11 protein-coding genes are annotated in these 16,143 nt (G+C 45.7%); 4 read left to right on the forward strand and 7 right to left on the reverse strand.

All coding sequences use genetic code 11. From position 1 onward, the window contains the following. Positions 1-18: 18 nt before the first annotated feature. Both KO531_RS00090 and KO531_RS00095 read right to left on the reverse strand, forming a co-directional pair. A complete protein-coding gene (locus tag KO531_RS00090; RefSeq protein WP_105249881.1) occupies positions 19-1,038 on the reverse strand; it encodes an aspartate carbamoyltransferase in 1,020 nt (339 codons plus the stop codon). A gap of 232 nt (positions 1,039-1,270) precedes the next feature. Continuing rightward, positions 1,271-2,995 carry a chloride channel protein gene (locus tag KO531_RS00095; RefSeq protein WP_219250074.1) on the reverse strand — a complete coding sequence of 575 codons (1,725 nt, stop codon included), beginning with the start codon at positions 2,993-2,995 and terminating at the stop codon, positions 1,271-1,273. Between the two features lie 74 nt (positions 2,996-3,069). Between KO531_RS00095 and KO531_RS00100 the strand changes: the two genes are divergently transcribed. Together KO531_RS00100 and erpA are read left to right on the forward strand one after the other, a co-directional pair. Next, a complete protein-coding gene (locus tag KO531_RS00100; protein WP_105249880.1) occupies positions 3,070-3,873 on the forward strand; it encodes a DUF6776 family protein in 804 nt (267 codons plus the stop codon). Beyond that, a complete protein-coding gene (gene erpA / locus KO531_RS00105) occupies positions 3,866-4,216 on the forward strand; it encodes an iron-sulfur cluster insertion protein ErpA (protein ID WP_006080742.1) in 351 nt (116 codons plus the stop codon). The genes KO531_RS00100 and erpA overlap by 8 nt, the downstream gene beginning before the upstream one ends. A gap of 116 nt (positions 4,217-4,332) precedes the next feature. On the opposite strand, the gene KO531_RS00110 is transcribed toward erpA, so the two are convergent. The 3 genes from KO531_RS00110 to aqpZ form a co-directional block, all read right to left on the reverse strand. Then, entirely contained in the window at positions 4,333-4,782 is a 450-nt protein-coding gene (locus tag KO531_RS00110; protein WP_168823456.1) for a hypothetical protein, read from the reverse strand. Between the two features lie 25 nt (positions 4,783-4,807). Continuing rightward, a complete protein-coding gene (locus tag KO531_RS00115) occupies positions 4,808-5,188 on the reverse strand; it encodes a DUF2750 domain-containing protein (protein ID WP_219250075.1) in 381 nt (126 codons plus the stop codon). 164 nt (positions 5,189-5,352) lie between these two features. Continuing rightward, entirely contained in the window at positions 5,353-6,048 is a 696-nt protein-coding gene (aqpZ, locus tag KO531_RS00120) for an aquaporin Z (RefSeq protein WP_168823454.1), read from the reverse strand. 690 nt (positions 6,049-6,738) lie between these two features. Between aqpZ and KO531_RS00125 the strand changes: the two genes are divergently transcribed. Continuing rightward, the gene (locus KO531_RS00125) at positions 6,739-9,765 is read left to right on the forward strand and encodes a TonB-dependent receptor (protein ID WP_219250076.1); all 3,027 of its coding nucleotides are present in this window, start codon (positions 6,739-6,741) and stop codon (positions 9,763-9,765) included. Between the two features lie 378 nt (positions 9,766-10,143). On the opposite strand, the gene KO531_RS00130 is transcribed toward KO531_RS00125, so the two are convergent. Further along, positions 10,144-12,549 (reverse strand): prolyl oligopeptidase family serine peptidase, encoded by a 2,406-nt coding sequence (locus KO531_RS00130; RefSeq protein ID WP_219250077.1) that lies wholly within the window; start codon positions 12,547-12,549, stop codon positions 10,144-10,146. A 305-nt stretch (positions 12,550-12,854) separates the two neighbouring features. Here KO531_RS00130 and KO531_RS00135 point away from each other — a divergent pair, with 305 nt between their 5' ends. After that, a complete protein-coding gene (locus tag KO531_RS00135) occupies positions 12,855-15,002 on the forward strand; it encodes a winged helix-turn-helix domain-containing protein (RefSeq protein ID WP_219250078.1) in 2,148 nt (715 codons plus the stop codon). Between the two features lie 15 nt (positions 15,003-15,017). Here the strand turns inward: KO531_RS00135 and KO531_RS00140 are convergent, their stop codons facing one another. After that, entirely contained in the window at positions 15,018-16,127 is a 1,110-nt protein-coding gene (locus tag KO531_RS00140) for an anhydro-N-acetylmuramic acid kinase (protein WP_028760851.1), read from the reverse strand. Positions 16,128-16,143: the final 16 nt, after the last annotated feature.

The following is a 16,143-nucleotide window of genomic DNA, read 5'->3' on the forward strand; positions in this document are numbered from 1 at the left end:
CTTAAAGTCTGTAGCCAATTAGCGATCGGCTTTACGTGAATACCAATTAACCGGACACTCATATTTTTCGAGTTGATTATCAACGCCGAGTGTCAATGCAAACAAAGCCATGCGAATTAACAGCCCATTATCTGCCTGTCTGAAGATGGCGAGATTGGGATGGCTGTTCAAATCATTATCTAACTCATTGGCTTGCGCGCGTGAATCCCTTGGAAGCGGATGCATAATGACAGTGTTAGATTTGCAATGCTGAGTGTAAATACTGCGATTTAAGCGGAACTTGCCGCGATACTTATTTGCTTCTTCCTGTGAAGGGAAGCGTTCTTCTTGAATGCGAGTGAGATACAAAATATCTGCTTGATCTAAATGGCCTTCAAGTTGGTCGGTTATTTTGATGCTATGGCCAGCATTTTCAATGTCGGAGATCACATAATCAGGCATAGCTAATTCAGCAGGTGAAATCAGTGTGAAACTGATGTTCTTATACATGCAGAGTAAGCGCGACAGAGAATGCACAGTACGGCCAAATTTTAAGTCGCCGACCATAGCGATGTGCATGCCATCGATACCACGGCCAGCACACTTGAGTTCTTTTTGGATAGTGTATAAGTCGAGCAAGGCTTGGGTCGGATGCTCGTTCGAACCATCGCCGCCGTTGATCACTGGGACGCGGCTGCCTTCTGCAAACTCTTTTACCGAGTAAGAGTCTGGATGGCGCATGGCAATGACATCAGAATAGGTGGATAACACCCGCGCCGTATCGTAAAGGGATTCACCTTTAGATAAAGACGATGAAGCCATGCCTGTGGTTTCACGTACATGGCCGCCGAGCAAGTTAAAGGCACAACCAAAACTCACGCGGGTACGGGTACTGGGTTCGAAAAACAGGTTACCTAAAATGGCGCCATCGAGCACATTATTGCGCTTCTCTCGAAGTGCATAGGGCATCATGCGGCTAGCGACATTAAAAATAGTTTGGATTGAGTCAAGATCTAACTGGTTTACGGAGAGGATATGGGATCCTTCGAACTGATTCATCAGCCTGTTTTCCAATTTGCTAGGGGGGCATTTTAAGCAGCGGTATCGCGCTTATCTGCCCTGATGTTATGTAGGGTGGCTGAGGCGCGATTGTAGCAGAAGCACTGGGGCAACGAAATAGCCACATTGCCACTGTGTTAGATTTTTGCGATGAAGCCCAAAGCTTTTAATCTGCCGTCTCAGGTTTGAATCAAAATTAGGTATTGAATAGCGGCTAGATTTTGAAGCGATATTAGGCTTGGCCTGAACGAATCTCCTGTTGTAGGTTCGACCAACTGATCACCCCAACCACATTGTCTGGTGTATCTTGATAGATAAACACCTCACCGCAGCGTTTGGGCGACAATAGTGAATAGACTTCATTGAGGGTGGTGCTGTCGCTTAGCCCTTGCATGGGATTGCGTGATAGCGTGGTACTGTCATCATAGGATTGCATTTCAAGACTAAGCATTTCGATAATGCCATCGGCATTGCGGACTAGCACAGGGCGACCTTCGGCGCGTTTTAGCACTTCGAGTAACAATTCATCGTTGTTATTGACGATAACAAAGCGTTTATCCATTAAGGCTCGTACGCCTTTTTTCTGCAGTGCTAAATTCACGGGGGCGACCTTATAACCTAGTCCCATAATTTCTAATTGCTTAAAGAAAATGGAGTCGGTCTTAAAACCCTGATAAGCAATTAAAAAAGCCGGAATTGTTACAAACATTGCCGGTAAAATAATGCTGGCGTCATTAGTCATTTCTAACAGGGCGACTAAGGCGGCCAGCGGCGCGCTTAAACACACGCCCATCATGGCTGTCATGCCGATTACAGTGTAAAGCCCTACATAAGGGGCGATGGACGGGAATAAGATGGCACTGATGAGCGCCAAAATCGCCCCGAGCAGCGCGCCGATACCATAAAGTGGACCAATCAAACCACCGGGTATACCTAAGCCAATCGCCGCAATAGTGGCGATGGTTTTGGCAAATAACAGGGCGATTAACAGCAATAGGCTCGGATGTTGGCTAATAGCTTCACTAATGGCGAGATCGCCAGTACCAAGGGCTTGTGGCAATACTAGACCTATTAAGGTGGTGACGCTGCCCGCCAGTAATAGTCGGTAAATGAGTGGCCAGTTTTGACCCGTCGCGGTGACTTTTAATAGCGAGTAATTAAATAGTGCCGCGGCGCAGCCTAATACCACGCCGCCAATGGCGAGAATAGGGTAATGGTCTAAGGGAATGTGGATCACTTGAATACGGTCAAATTCGTGCACATTACCAAACACCAGTTGGCTTGAAACTGCGCCACAAATTGCTGATAGCATAATCGGGAAAAAGTAATGGATTTTATATTCACGTACTATCACTTCGAGTACAAAAATCACCGCCGCCAAGGGCGCGTTAAACGTTGCGGCAATCCCTGCTGCAATGCCACTGGCACACATGATGCGTACGCTATTATCGGGAAGATTGAATTTTTCAGCGAGAAAACTGGCGCTGACAGCACCCAGATGAATGGCAGGACCTTCACGGCCGACTGAGAAATTTGTGCCTAGGGCAAAGAGTGCTTGAAAAAATTGCCCAGCGGCGGATTGTAGGGGGATTTTACCATAATGCAGTTTAACTCTATGTAACACATAGGCTATTCCCATACGTTTGTAGCGTTTGGAGCCCAACTTCGCCACTATCCAAATTAATATTGCGCCTAAAAGGGGTAACAGGGCTCGCCAGTCGGCGACGTTCCCCGTAAAATCCAGCGCCTGTATTTGGGTGTAATGATTAGCCCAAACGAGCAAGAGTCGAAACAGTAAGATCACACAGGATGCAAAAATAGCAAATAACAGTGCCAGTATGCACAGCTGTGCACTGATGCGGGCTTGAGATAAATGGTCACGTAGCTCATTGGTTAAATACTTTTTGGCTGTGACTATGGCATGTTGGATAGCGACTTTATTTATCGTTAATTGCACTACATTGGCCTGAGTTGTATTGTATCGAACTCGTTCTTGAGTTGATTGTATTTTATATAAGGGGCTGTTACCTAATGCCAAATTATCATCGTTGGCTAGATCGGCTGCAAGTGATGGATCTCAAGTATCGTCCATCTTCAGTATATTTATCGCTTTTAGTGTTAGTTTCTATTCTTTTTGGGGCTTGGATAAGTTTTCTGCTATTAAGCAGCGATGAGCCTGTTGTTAAGCATATCAGCAGCAAGACTCAACGCTTGACCGCTGAGTTAGAGGCACAGACCCAACTACTTGCAACCCGAAATTTAGAGCTGTCCGTCGAGCGAGAGGCTAATACCCAAATGCAAGAAATGTTTGGCCAGCAAATGAAAAAGCAAAAAGAATTGGAGCATGAGCTGGCGTTTTACCGCAGCATTATGACCCCGGATGATAATGCTGAAGGCGTCGCTATTCACGGACTTGAAATGACGCCGGGCGCTTTGGCCGATGAATATCATCTCAAGTTGGTGTTGACTCAGTTGCAAAAGCGTAAGCAAGCTATTCAAGGCCGAACAGAATTGACGCTCATTGGTGTGCAAGATGGCAAATCTGTTAGCTTGAGTGTGAACAAACTCACGGGTTCTAAGTTGGAATTTGATTTTCGCTATTTTCAAGTCATAGATACCAAGGTCACTGTTCCTGCTGGCTTTAATTTACAACAAGTGAAAGTCAAAGTGCTGGTGCCTTCGAGCCGCTGGACTAAGAATTCGCAGACCGAACATGTCTATAGTGCCCCTGAGTTATTACAGGGTGAAAAAGAACCACGGGTAATACTTGAACAAAACAGTCAGGTAAAGGATAATTTGCCCCAGAAAACTGATGTAAGAGGTAGTAATGACTGATCAAGCTGATACAGCAATGCCAATCCAATTTACCGATGCGGCAGCCGCCAAGGTGAAAGGTTTGCTGGAAGAAGAGCAAAATCCTGCACTTAAGCTACGAGTCTATGTGACTGGTGGTGGTTGTTCTGGATTTCAGTACGGCTTTACCTTTGATGAAAAGGTCAATGACGGCGATTTTACGATAGAAAAACAAGGCGTTCTCTTGGTTGTCGATCCTATGAGCCTACAATATTTGGTCGGTGGTGAAGTGGATTACACTTCAGGACTGGAAGGTTCTCGCTTCTTCGTGAAAAACCCTAACGCAACCACAACTTGTGGCTGTGGTGCCAGTTTCTCTGTGTAAAAAGTTTTTCTGTTTAATGATGACTAACTTTGCATCTTTATTAGGCGTGGAGTGAGATCAAAAAAGCCGTCGCAATGACGGCTTTTTGTTGGGCTAAATTTATTTTCTACAAGAGCTTAGCTCATGATGTTCAGGTTAAGCTTAGGCTTAAACCATGCCTTTACCTTTTTATCAAAGGCTATCCAAACTTGCAGTAATGACAAGACGATCAAAGCGATAAAAATCACATAGTCAGGCAGTTTTCCCTGCCATTCACCTAGGTACACTGTCGTTGGACCTACCACTAAGTTGCCCGGATCGTACATGATCACTGGCAGCATGCTAATCAATCCAAGCTGCACGACTGTGTAGCCGCGCAGCATGATAAGCCCTGCTTTTTGCCGACCGATAATGGCAATCACCATCAGGAGGGTTAGCAGACAAAATAACACCCCTTGTTTAGCGATTAAGCCACTCACTGACGCAACAACATACACTAGCAATAGGGCAATGAGTCGTTTCGGAAAGTGCTGACTCAGGGCTGTACTTGCCTCTGGTGTCGGTATCGCCGATTTTTGCTCGCTCATAGGCATTCTCGTTTAGCGATAGTGATTAGTGGCTTTGCTTAGGCGCTAATCTTTGATCTAACTCATAAGGCGGGATTACCACACCTAAATCATCTAATACAGGGAATACGGCGACAAAGAGGTCGTCATCTTCCATGCCTGGCACCCATCTTTCGTGAAATTCATCGAGTGGAATCGCTAACGTTTGGCAATCAGTCCATTCATCCACAGCCCAAGAATCAGCGGCTTCTTCGGTTGGCCACATTGGGATGCAATCTTCTTCTTCAGTGGTTAACATCACGCAACCGTCTTGGTCTTGTAATGTCCAAAGTATTTTGTGTTCTTTAACTTGTTCAACGAGGTAATCGTAACGGGCTTCTGGCGTCATTGCTGCTGTCTCAGCGAGGTTTTTAACAGTCTTGCTCATGAAAAATATCTCTTTTGCTTGGATAGGGCGAAGCCTGTTGTGTCTCTAATGTAAAAACCTAGGGCACAGCAAAATTCGCCAGTTGGCTAAATGGTAACATTAGAGCGGGATTAGAAAAAGAACAACAGCGCCAAGAGAGCGCTGTTGTGTTAGATCTTCGGCTTTTATTCTACCGAGCGGAAGTAACGATAGATAAAGCCCGCCAAAATGGCGCCGACAATCGGTGCTACCCAGAACAACCAGAGTTGTGATACCGCCCAGTCACCGACAAACAGTGCAGGGCCTGTGCTACGCGCTGGGTTCACCGAAGTATTGGACACAGGAATACTAATAAGGTGAATTAGGGTTAAACCTAACCCTATGGCAATTGGGGCAAATCCCTTAGGCGCTCGCTCATCGGTGGCGCCTAAAATAATAATCAAGAAGAACAGTGTCATAACGATTTCACAAATCATCACCGACAGCATGCTATAGCCACCCGGTGAGTGCTCACCAAAACCGTTAGAGGCAAATCCGCCCGCGAGTGAAAATCCCTCTTGTCCTGAAGCGATGAGATACAAGATGCCTGCGCCAACAATTCCACCCGCGACTTGGGCTACGATATAGGGCAATAATTCTGCTGCCGGAAAACGTCCCCCAGCCCAAAGGCCGAATGACACTGCAGGGTTGAGATGACAACCTGAAATATGGCCAATCGCAAAGGCCATGGTTAATACGGTTAATCCAAAAGCTAAAGCGACGCCGAGTAAGCCTATGCCCACCTCGGGAAATGCAGCGGCAAGTACCGCACTGCCACAACCTCCAAGGACTAACCACAAGGTGCCAAGAAATTCTGCCGCCATTTTTTGTGACATGTTCATTGTTTGATTTCCTATTTAGTCGATTTATGTCTGTGTGGCTTTTTGACGCCATTACATAAACCCTTGTTTATCTCGCTGGTTAAGTTTAGCTAGATAAATAACCATTCCCTTAATTGAAGTTTTGCACGCCCAGATTGTTCATGCCAAAGCTGGCCATCACAATCAGAGTGTTGTGTTTTTACTGCTTAGTTAACAATCACTTTAGTTCGTTTACATGGCACAACTGTGATCAAGCATAGATGGCTTTTTATATTGTGCATTTTTGATAATGCTTTATAGGGACAATTTGCTCCGTTTTTAGGTGAGGCTTCAAGCTTATCCTCTTACTCGCTTGGAGTTTCGTTGTGAAAAGGCGTTTATTTTTGAGTTAGGCACTATCAGTTTCTAAGCATTTCATAATCGATTTATTGTCTTTTTATTCTTTAATTATTTGAAAATAAAAGAATAGATATTTAATAGATATAAAACGGGGAAATAAACGAGGGTCATTTCGTTGCTGCTCTTCACTAAGCAAAGTAAAAGAACAAGGTTGCTTAAATGTTAATCATGTGTTTGCGGTGTTGCTAACCCATGGTTAATCCAAAAACCTAGGAGATGAAAATCGCAGGCTAAGGCATTGGGCTAATTTAAGTAACCGCTCTACATAACAACAAAAATGGTTTGCGATGTCTAAAAGTGAAGGTGGGAAGGATGAAGAAGAAACTATTGACCTTAGCAATACAAGTATCGATGTTTGGTATTGTTCCTTCGGTAGCTTGGGCTGCCGATCCTATAGAAGTGAATACAGTTAACGAAAATGCAGCTCGAGTTGAGGTTGAAGGCGCGGATAAGAACGACGGTATAGAAAAAGTCACCGTAACGGGTTCGCGTATTAAGCGAGATAGTTTTTCCTTAAGTACGCCTTTACAGGGCCTTGACGCAAAGGATATTGCAGATAGTGGTATCGGCTCATTGGCGGATATTTTAGTTGATCAAATTCCGGCATTGGCTGAAGGGGTTAGCAGCACCAATAGCCAATCGAGTGTGCAAAATACCGGCTTATCAACCATTGATCTACGGAACTTAGGCACAGATCGTACCTTAACGCTTATTGATGGTCGTCGTGTTGTTTCTAACAGTTACAGTGGCAACTATGTCAGTTTAAGCACTATTCCTGCGGCCATGGTCGATAAGGTCGAAATCATCACCGGTGGTGCGTCAGCTGTGTATGGTTCGGATGCGATTGCAGGTGTGGTCAATATTATCACCCAGCAAAACAAGACTGGGTTTGAGATTAATGCCCGTGGTGGTGAAACGACTGAAGGTGGTGGCCGTGAAACCACAGTAGATGTGGGTTATGGAGCTGATTTCAATAGTGATAAGGGTTATATTTACGCAAGTGCCACCTATGACAAACAGCATGGATTATTCGCCACTGACAGGGAACGAGCCCTGTATGAGTCGAGCTTTGCTTACGATGAAAAGCAAATGTGTAACACCATGAATACCGTTGATGGCTATCAATGTATGCGGGATATTACGCGGGACGATTGGCGTGAGCGCAGCAATGACATCGTCGGCGGCCGCTTTAAGTCGAATGCTTGGTGGTACGATGGTACAGAACTTAAAACTGACTTTAAAGAAGAGCGTGATGGTTATAACGGCTATACCACTGGTCTGCTAAAGGTACCAGAGGATACTTTAGCCGCAGCGGTCAAAATGAACTATGACCTTAGTGAAGATGTGCGCGCCAATGTACAAGTACAATTCAGCCGTAATACCGCGTTTCGCCGTACCGACGCAGAAGGTCAAGACTATAACGATGCTGAGCTGTATATCGATCCAATCACTGGGTTACCAGGGATGATTGATGCGGGTAGTATTTTAGCCAATAACCCTTATATACCAGCTGAAATTGCAGCGACAGGAGGGGGTAAGAGTATTACCTGGGATCGTCGTTTCGAAGAAGTTGGGCCTGTTGAAAGTGATAACGAGCGTACCACGCTTCGTACTTGGGCGGGTTTACAGGGGGATTTGTTTGAAACTTGGACTTGGGATGCGTCAGTAGGTTACGGCCAGTTCGAGCAGCGTCAACGCCGTAGCAATGAGATCAGCATTCGTCGTTTAAGAAATGCTTTGAATGCTGTATATGCCGCTGATGGTGTCACTATTCAATGTGCCAGTGAAGCAGCCAGAGCTGAAGGCTGTGTGCCCGTCAATATTTTTGGTGAAGGCTCTATCAGCAAGGAAGGGGCTGACTATATTCGCGCTAATCCCTATATCAATACCGATATAACTCAATTCAATGCGTTAGGGTATATTTCTGGCGAGTTGTTTGAGCTACCCGCAGGTGGTGTGCAATCGGCATTCGGGATGGAGTATCGCCGTGATACTCAAGCTGTCGATACCGATAAGGCGATGCGTGGCGATGCGATTACCTTTAACGATGTTCCTCCCTTTGAAGGTAATGTCACAGTATGGGAAGCCTTTGGTGAGGCGAATCTGCCACTGTTAAGGGATATGGATTTCGCCAATAAGCTTGATGTGGATGTGTCCTTGCGTCTTGCGGATTACAGTCAGAAAAACATTGATTTAATGTCGAGCTACCGTACAGGCATACTGTGGGAACCCATTGCAAACTATGCTTTACGTGCCAACTACTCTCGTTCACAACGTGCGCCGAATATCACTGAGCTTATCTCTCCACCCCGTGGTGATTACGACAGTATTCGCGATATTTGTAATGGTGTAACGGCAACCTCAACAGGCGCTGGACATGATAGTTGTCGTCTCGATCCTGGGATTGCTGCTGCCATTGCGAGTACTGGCACCTTTAAGGCGGAAACGGGCTCTAAGTATTCTCCTAACGCAGGTAATGAAAACCTGACCGAAGAAACGGCGGATACCTACACCTTAGGCTTTACCATGGCGCCAGCCTTCCTTGAAGGCTTTAATCTGGCGGTTGATTACTACGATATCAAAGTCGCTGATGCTATTGGTTCATTAAGTAACGAGGATATTCTGGCTGAGTGTTATAACTCGAGTAATCCCTATGGAGCCGATAATGAGTACTGTCAGGCTATCACGCGCGATACCGAGGGCCAAATCACCCAGATTATTCAGCAGGAACTGAACCTGAATGACATAGTTACTCGTGGTATCGACTTCGCAATGGCCTACGAGTGGGAACTGGCTGATTACGGTGAACTGAGCTTAAACACTAACTGGACCCATGTGTTGGAATACAGCTCAAGTTACTACGGTGCTGATGGTATAGTGGAAGAGGATTATGTTGGTGAGCTTGCCAGTGGGATTTTTGAAGACAGAGGCACGCTTTCATTAACTTGGAGTAACGATGATTGGCGTGTGCGTTGGAGCGCGAAGTATAAGAGCGCTATGGTCGATAGTCACGACAGAGTCGAAGAATGGAACACCCTGCAAGCACTGAACCAAACTAAACTCGATGCCGGTGATGTAAGCGCTGTGGCGAATCCTGAAACACCAGCCTTCCTGTTCTATGGCTCGTATATCACTCATGATTTGTCAGTGTCTTACACCATGGACGTGAGTCAGGCTGAATTACGTTTATATGGCGGTTTACGCAATATTTTCGACAATCAAGGTCCTTGGGTAGCTGATGGTGGCGACTTAATTGAAACCGGTAATGGTAACTACAGCAGTGCCTACGGCGGTGGTGTAGGGCGTTATGCCTACCTAGGTGCAGAGCTTAAGTTCTAAAGGTCAGTTAACTTAAGTTGGTTAAACCGCATGTGGCTCCCTGCATGCGGTTTTTTTATTGGCAATTAAATGGCTTAAGCAAGAAAGGAACAGTTGTTGGCTATGGTTCCATCAGATAGTTAAGCGGTTTTAACGGGGAGTTTACGCAAAAGTTTTAGCTAAGCGAGTTCGGCTGGTCAGTTAAGTTGGGGCTGGGGGCAAAATGGTGTAGGTTCAACAATACACTTTAAGCTAATGTTTTTACAGGCTTGATGGTATGAACTGATATTACCCTTAGCGGCGAGTATGTATGCCGCCAGGGTATCGTTGGGAGCTATCTTGACAATATGTTAAGCGTTAATGCGAACTTATCGATTCATTACAGCATTGAATGACAAGTTACTTGGAGGGTAAATTCGCCTTTAAGAACTGGCTTTGTTCAAACAGTAGATGTTCTAGGGATTCCTTAGCCGTATAACTGTGCCCTTCAAATGCTAAGATAACTAATCTCGCTTTCCCTCCCAATCCTTGAATCGCATCAAACAGACGCTCAGATTGCAGCGGGAAAGTGCCCGAGTTTTGGTCCATTTCGCCATGAATAAGCAGCAAAGGCGATTTGATCTTATCCGCATAATTAAATGGCGACATTTGTTGGTAAATATCATTGGCTTGCCAGTAGGTGCGTTCTTCATTTTGAAAACCAAATGGCGTTAGGCTGCGATTATAAGCTCCGCTACGGGCGATACCTGCATAGAATAAATCCGTATGCGCCAGTAAGTTGGCGACCATAAAGGCACCATAGGAATGCCCGCCAACGGCAATTTGCTTGCGATCAGCAATACCTAAATCGACTAAGGTATCGATAGCGGCTTGTGCGTTGGCCGTCAATTGCTCCCGAAAGGTGTCATTAGGCTCTTTATCCCCTTGGGCAATGATAGGCATTGAGACTTTATCAAACACCGCAAAGCCTTCAGCGACCAAAGGTATTGGGCCCCTTGGGCTGATGGTGGGATATTTATTGGCGCTAAAGCTAATTTGGCCGGCAACCTCGGGATCGTTAAATTCCCGCGGGTAAGCCCACATCAATACGGGTAAGGTTCCTTGTTCCTTGGTGTAATTGGCGGGTAGGTACAGCGTCCCTGAAAGAGGTACACCATCTGCTCTTTTGAAGGTTATAAGCTGTTTTTGCATGCCCAGATAAGAACTCAGTCCATCGGGTTGCTCGTAAAGTACGCTTTCTTTGGTGCCATTGAGTAGGACAAGGCTAGGGGGGGCTGTTGGGCTTTCACGATTGATGATGAGTTGTAATGGGTCAAGATTTAACACATAACGCACTGATTCTAATCTGTTGGATGCGGATTGCCATAGTAGTGATGACTCAGTTGTTATGAGTGAAGTGCGCTTTAAAAAAGGCTTGTCTCCCTGTGGGGTGGCACCTTGACCATAGTGAATTAGTCCTGTGGTTTTAGCCCCTTGTTGCAAACTAACGACTTGTCCTTTTCCTGGATAATAGTGTTTTGCAAAGAGTCCTAGGTCTTGGTACTTATCGCGCAGATTACGCTCGTTTAAGGTATGCAGTGAGCTTTCCCCAAGACGGGTGTTTAGACTGCTGAGTCTGATCTGTTGAGCTTTACTATTACGCTCAGTGATTAAGGTTAAGTGGTTTTCAGCCCAGTCAATATCTGTAATCCTCCACTGGGTTTGTGCAACGCGAGTGGCTTGTTGAGTAAAGGGGGCGTCGAGTAGCCAAAGGCTATCACGCAGTGGCGCATCTCGCTGGCTATCTCCCTGATCTAGGGCTTTGGTAAACGCTAAGGTTGCCGCTTGACCTTGTACCCAATGCAACATACGCGGACCAGGCAGGACTGAATCTTTTCCCTGTGGTCGAGATTCCCCTCCTTGGCTCTGGTGTAACAGGGTAATCAGTTGGCCATTAAGGTTATAAATCTCTGTTAAAGTTGGAAAATCATCATACTTTACCTGAGTTGAGAAGGGCGTTGTGATTTGGCGGCTCAAAATATACTGGCCATCGGGAGACACCGAGAAATCTTCAATAATCCCCGGCGCCCCGATTTTCGTGAGTTTGCCTTCTAAATCTACTAGCGCAAGTTGACTGGTAGTCAGGCTGCTAAATAACTGCTTATCTGCCGAGGTTTTCAGTAAGTCTTGATAGGTGCGCTGCGGACTATTTTTGCCTGATGTTTCCTTGGTTTTCGGGCTGATGGAAACGTGGGGCTGACTTGCGCTTATGTCTTGCGCTATTACAAAGCGAGCAAGCAGAGTTTTATTATTAGCCCATTGATAATCAAGACTAATAGTGCCGTTTAAACGCTCATTTGACAGCTGTTGATGACGATCTTTAGCGATATTATAAACACATAAATAGCCGCCCTCGGGCGTTAAACTTACGTAAGAGAGATTACGGCTATCGGGAGAAAACCTAAGTTCAGTAATATCATATCCACCTGGCAAGGTGATGACTCGGTGCCCGTTGTCTTTGATATTGATAAGCGTGAGCTGATGATAACGCTGGGTAATACGGCTCGGTAAAAATTGCTCTGCTGCGATACGTAGCCCCGCCAGTTTGTGCTCTGGCATAGCAAGGGTAGCAATGCTAGGGGCCGAAATGGGACTGAGCAATGCCAGCCATTGGTTATCGTTTGAGAGTCGAGTCGTGAGGCTGGTACTGTGGGTAATGGTTTGCTGCAATGCTGGGGAAGGTTTTTGGTAGTCCTGCGCTAAGGTTTTTGGCGTAAAAATAGGGCAGAGCATCATCCAGATGCAAATCAAGGCTAAACGAAGCATATATGGGTTCCTACAAAGGGCATATCCCCTGCTACATAAATGATCGGCAGGAGTAAGGCTTTGACTCTTATGTTTTTATTGGTCATGCAGTTGTAATCAATCTGTTGCTTAGTCGCAATCTTTCCTGGCTCGATTCTATATTGTTTAAATCTCTTTTTTAGATTTTTAACAAGCTAATATTTTGAATTTTAAATAATTACTTTAAATCATTAGATTGCCAACCTTGTTAAGTCTTAGGTAGTATTTAGCGACATGATGTACTCATTACCGTAACCATAAAATGAATAACAAGGGTGTGAGAAAATATGAAGGATAAGAGTAAGTTGAGTTTTTGTTTGGGGCGTTGTCGTATTGATCCTTCTGATAACTCAATTTCATTTCAAACGTCGGGCGATGAACTTCACCAAAACGAATTCGCTAAAGTCTCGCTTCAACCCAAGTTTATTGAAGTTCTTAGCTATCTTGCCCTTCGTTATCCTGATGTGGTTACCCGCGATGAGCTGATTGATAAAGTATGGGAGGGCAACGTCTACGTGGGAACTAAGGCGCTCACCAACGCGATTTGGCATTTACGGCAGCAATTATCCCCCTTCGCTCAGGAAAGCGGTGTGATTGAAACCGTGCGTAAAACCGGATATCGATTGTTATTGCCGCCTATTTACGACACCTTTGATGACGGTGAAGAGCAACGACAAACTACCGAGGCTAAATTGCTGCATACGACTCAGCGTATGCGCTTGATGGCGATGCTAATGGGAGCCGTTATTTTAGTCTCAGGCGTATTTATTAGTGTACATTTGTACCAAGATAAACAGAGGATGACGGATACTCAACTTACCGTGCTCACCCGAGACCCTGGGTCTGAACGTTACCCCCGACTATCTCACGATAGACGTTGGCTAATATATGGAGCGAGTCGACCTGGAGCCACCTCTAGCCTTTATCTTAAAGATTTTAAACGTGAAGATATTCCCGCTCGCCAGTTAACGCCTTCAACGTCCTCTGAGCTGCGCGCAGTTTGGAGCCTAGATGATACTGCATTATTTTTTGCATCCCGCAGTCATGCCACAGGAAAGTGCACCATCACTCAGCTGATTTTAGCGACCAATGAGATGTTGGCTTTAGCACCCTGTAGTTCGGATATGACAGCGATAGATATTTCACCCGACGGTCAATATCTTACTTATATCTCTGCCCATGAGTCAGATAAGATTGGCGGAATTTATCGTTTATCTCTTAAATCAAACGAAGCTACAGCAGAACGATTATCCTGCGATGCCCCCTGTAACTATGAAGATCGGGATTTAGCGTACAGCCCCGATGGACGCTGGCTGGCGATAGCAAGGCGCTTTAGCAATATCTCGGAAGATATTTTTATTAGGGACTTAGCTAGTGCCCATGAAAAACGCCTCACACAAGGGTTAGAAGATATTCGTGGTTTAAGCTGGACACTCGACAGTCAGGTGTTAGTCTTCGCGACAGAAGATTCTGGCAGCCGCAATGGCTTTACCATTGATATTGACACTGCGCGTATTCGCCCACTTGATGTGGAAGGAATGAGTTATCCCAGTAGCGTGTCTGAAGAGGGAGAGCTGGTTTATCACCAATATCGTCGCCAATTCCAGATGGCCTATTTTTCCCTCGGCGATACTGTACCGGGGAGCTTGTTTCCACTGCTGTATTCCAGCATCAGCCACCGTAATCCAGATTACTCTCCCGAGGCGAAACGGATAGTGTTTGTCTCTAGCGAGACAGGCTATAACGAGATTTGGACGTCAGACATCAACGGTAAAAAACTTGAGCAACATACTCAGCTTAAATCACGAGTTGCCTATCCACGCTGGTCACCCGATGGTTCTAAAATCGCATTTATTGCTCCAGATGATCGAAATGAAGGCAATCGAATTTTTATTTTAGATTTAACCAATAAAAACATTACCGCGTTAGCCTCGAGTTATCACAACCATGGTCGTCCAAGCTGGAATTGGCAGGGGACTGCTGTGTTCGCCTCAACCTCTGATGGCATTACGGAGTTTTACTTAGACAATCGTGCACCTAGGGTGATTAGTTCATTGAGTATGGGGGTGGGGTTTGCAAAATCGGCCACCGAATTGGTCTTTAGCCGTGATGGTGAGAATGGACTGTGGCAGATTAATTTAGCGCATCCCGAGCACGTTGAGCAGTTAATATCAACTAAAGCGTTTCGCGCGGGTAATAACTGGGTGCTTACGGCAAGCGGGGTTTATTTTAAATCGAGTAATGGTAACGAGCAGTTATTGAATTATTGGGAGGCGAACAGTAAACAGGTGACACCACTCCTGAGGGTACCACGTTCGAGCTTAAGCGGTTTTGGCTCCATGACGTATATTCCGGAGGCAAACCGCTTAGTGATGACGCTCGATGGATTCCCACAGCGTGATATCATCTTACTTAAACACAAGTTACTTAAATAACGTGCGTTTTGTGGATTACTTAGCGCTAAATCGTCCGCCGAGTACGGCTTCGCGGGAGGCGCCTGTTACTGCAGGGAGATTAGCGGGTAAACCTAAGTGATTGCGCATGGCGAGCCAGGCAAAGGCGATGCCTTCTGCCCACTTAGGATCGACGCCAAGGGCCGAGGTAGTATCCAGCTTATAACCTGGTAATAAGGCTGCAAGACGCTGCATCAGTTGACCATTAAATGCACCGCCACCACAGACGAATAATTCCCCTTCATTGGATAGTTTAATAATGTCTTGGGCTATGCTGTGGCAGGTTAAATCCAATAAAGTTGATTGAATATCTTCTTCATCTAAATGATTAAAGGGCGATAATTGCTGCTCTAACCAAGCTTGGTTAAACAGTTCGCGACCGGTGCTTTTAGGGTAAGCAAGGGAGAAATACGGATGCGAAAGCAGCTGAGTTAATAAGCTTTGATCAGTTTTTCCGGATGCAGCCCATTCGCCATTTTTATCGAAGGGCTCACTTTTAACCTGTTGCATCCAGGCATCAATTAAGGTGTTGCCTGGTCCTGTATCAAAGCCTAAGACTTCTTCGCTATTGCCCGGCAGATAGGTGATATTGGCAATACCACCAATATTGAGGATGACACGTTTTTTACCGACTTGGGCAAAGGTTTGCTGGTGGAATGCGGGTACTAAGGGCGCGCCTTGGCCACCAAGGGCAATATCTTTGCGACGAAAATCGGCAATGACATCTATGCCTGTTTCGGTCGCAATAGTATTAGGATCGCCTATTTGTAAGGTAAAACCCACTTCGAGGTTTGGCATATGGCGCACAGTTTGACCATGGCTACCAATGGCGATGACATCTTCTTTCGCAATAGCACATTTAGCCATCAGATTATTGACTGCTAAGGCAAACAGCTGACCCACATTTCGATCTAAACGGCCGAGGCGGTTAATTTCATCTGAGCTGGGTAAGCACAGGCGCTGTAGACCTTTGAGCAAATGGCTCGGAATAGCTTCGGTATGGCTGGCGATAAGTTGCGGCTGCGCGCCTGAAAAGTCGACCAATACCGCATCGACACCGTCCATGCTGGTGCCTGACATAAGTCCAATATAATAAGCGTTTTTCATTGGGAGGAATCCATCC

The organism is Shewanella sp. NKUCC06_TVS, from assembly GCF_019345515.1.
Taxonomy (GTDB): Bacteria; Pseudomonadota; Gammaproteobacteria; order Enterobacterales; family Shewanellaceae; genus Shewanella; species Shewanella oncorhynchi.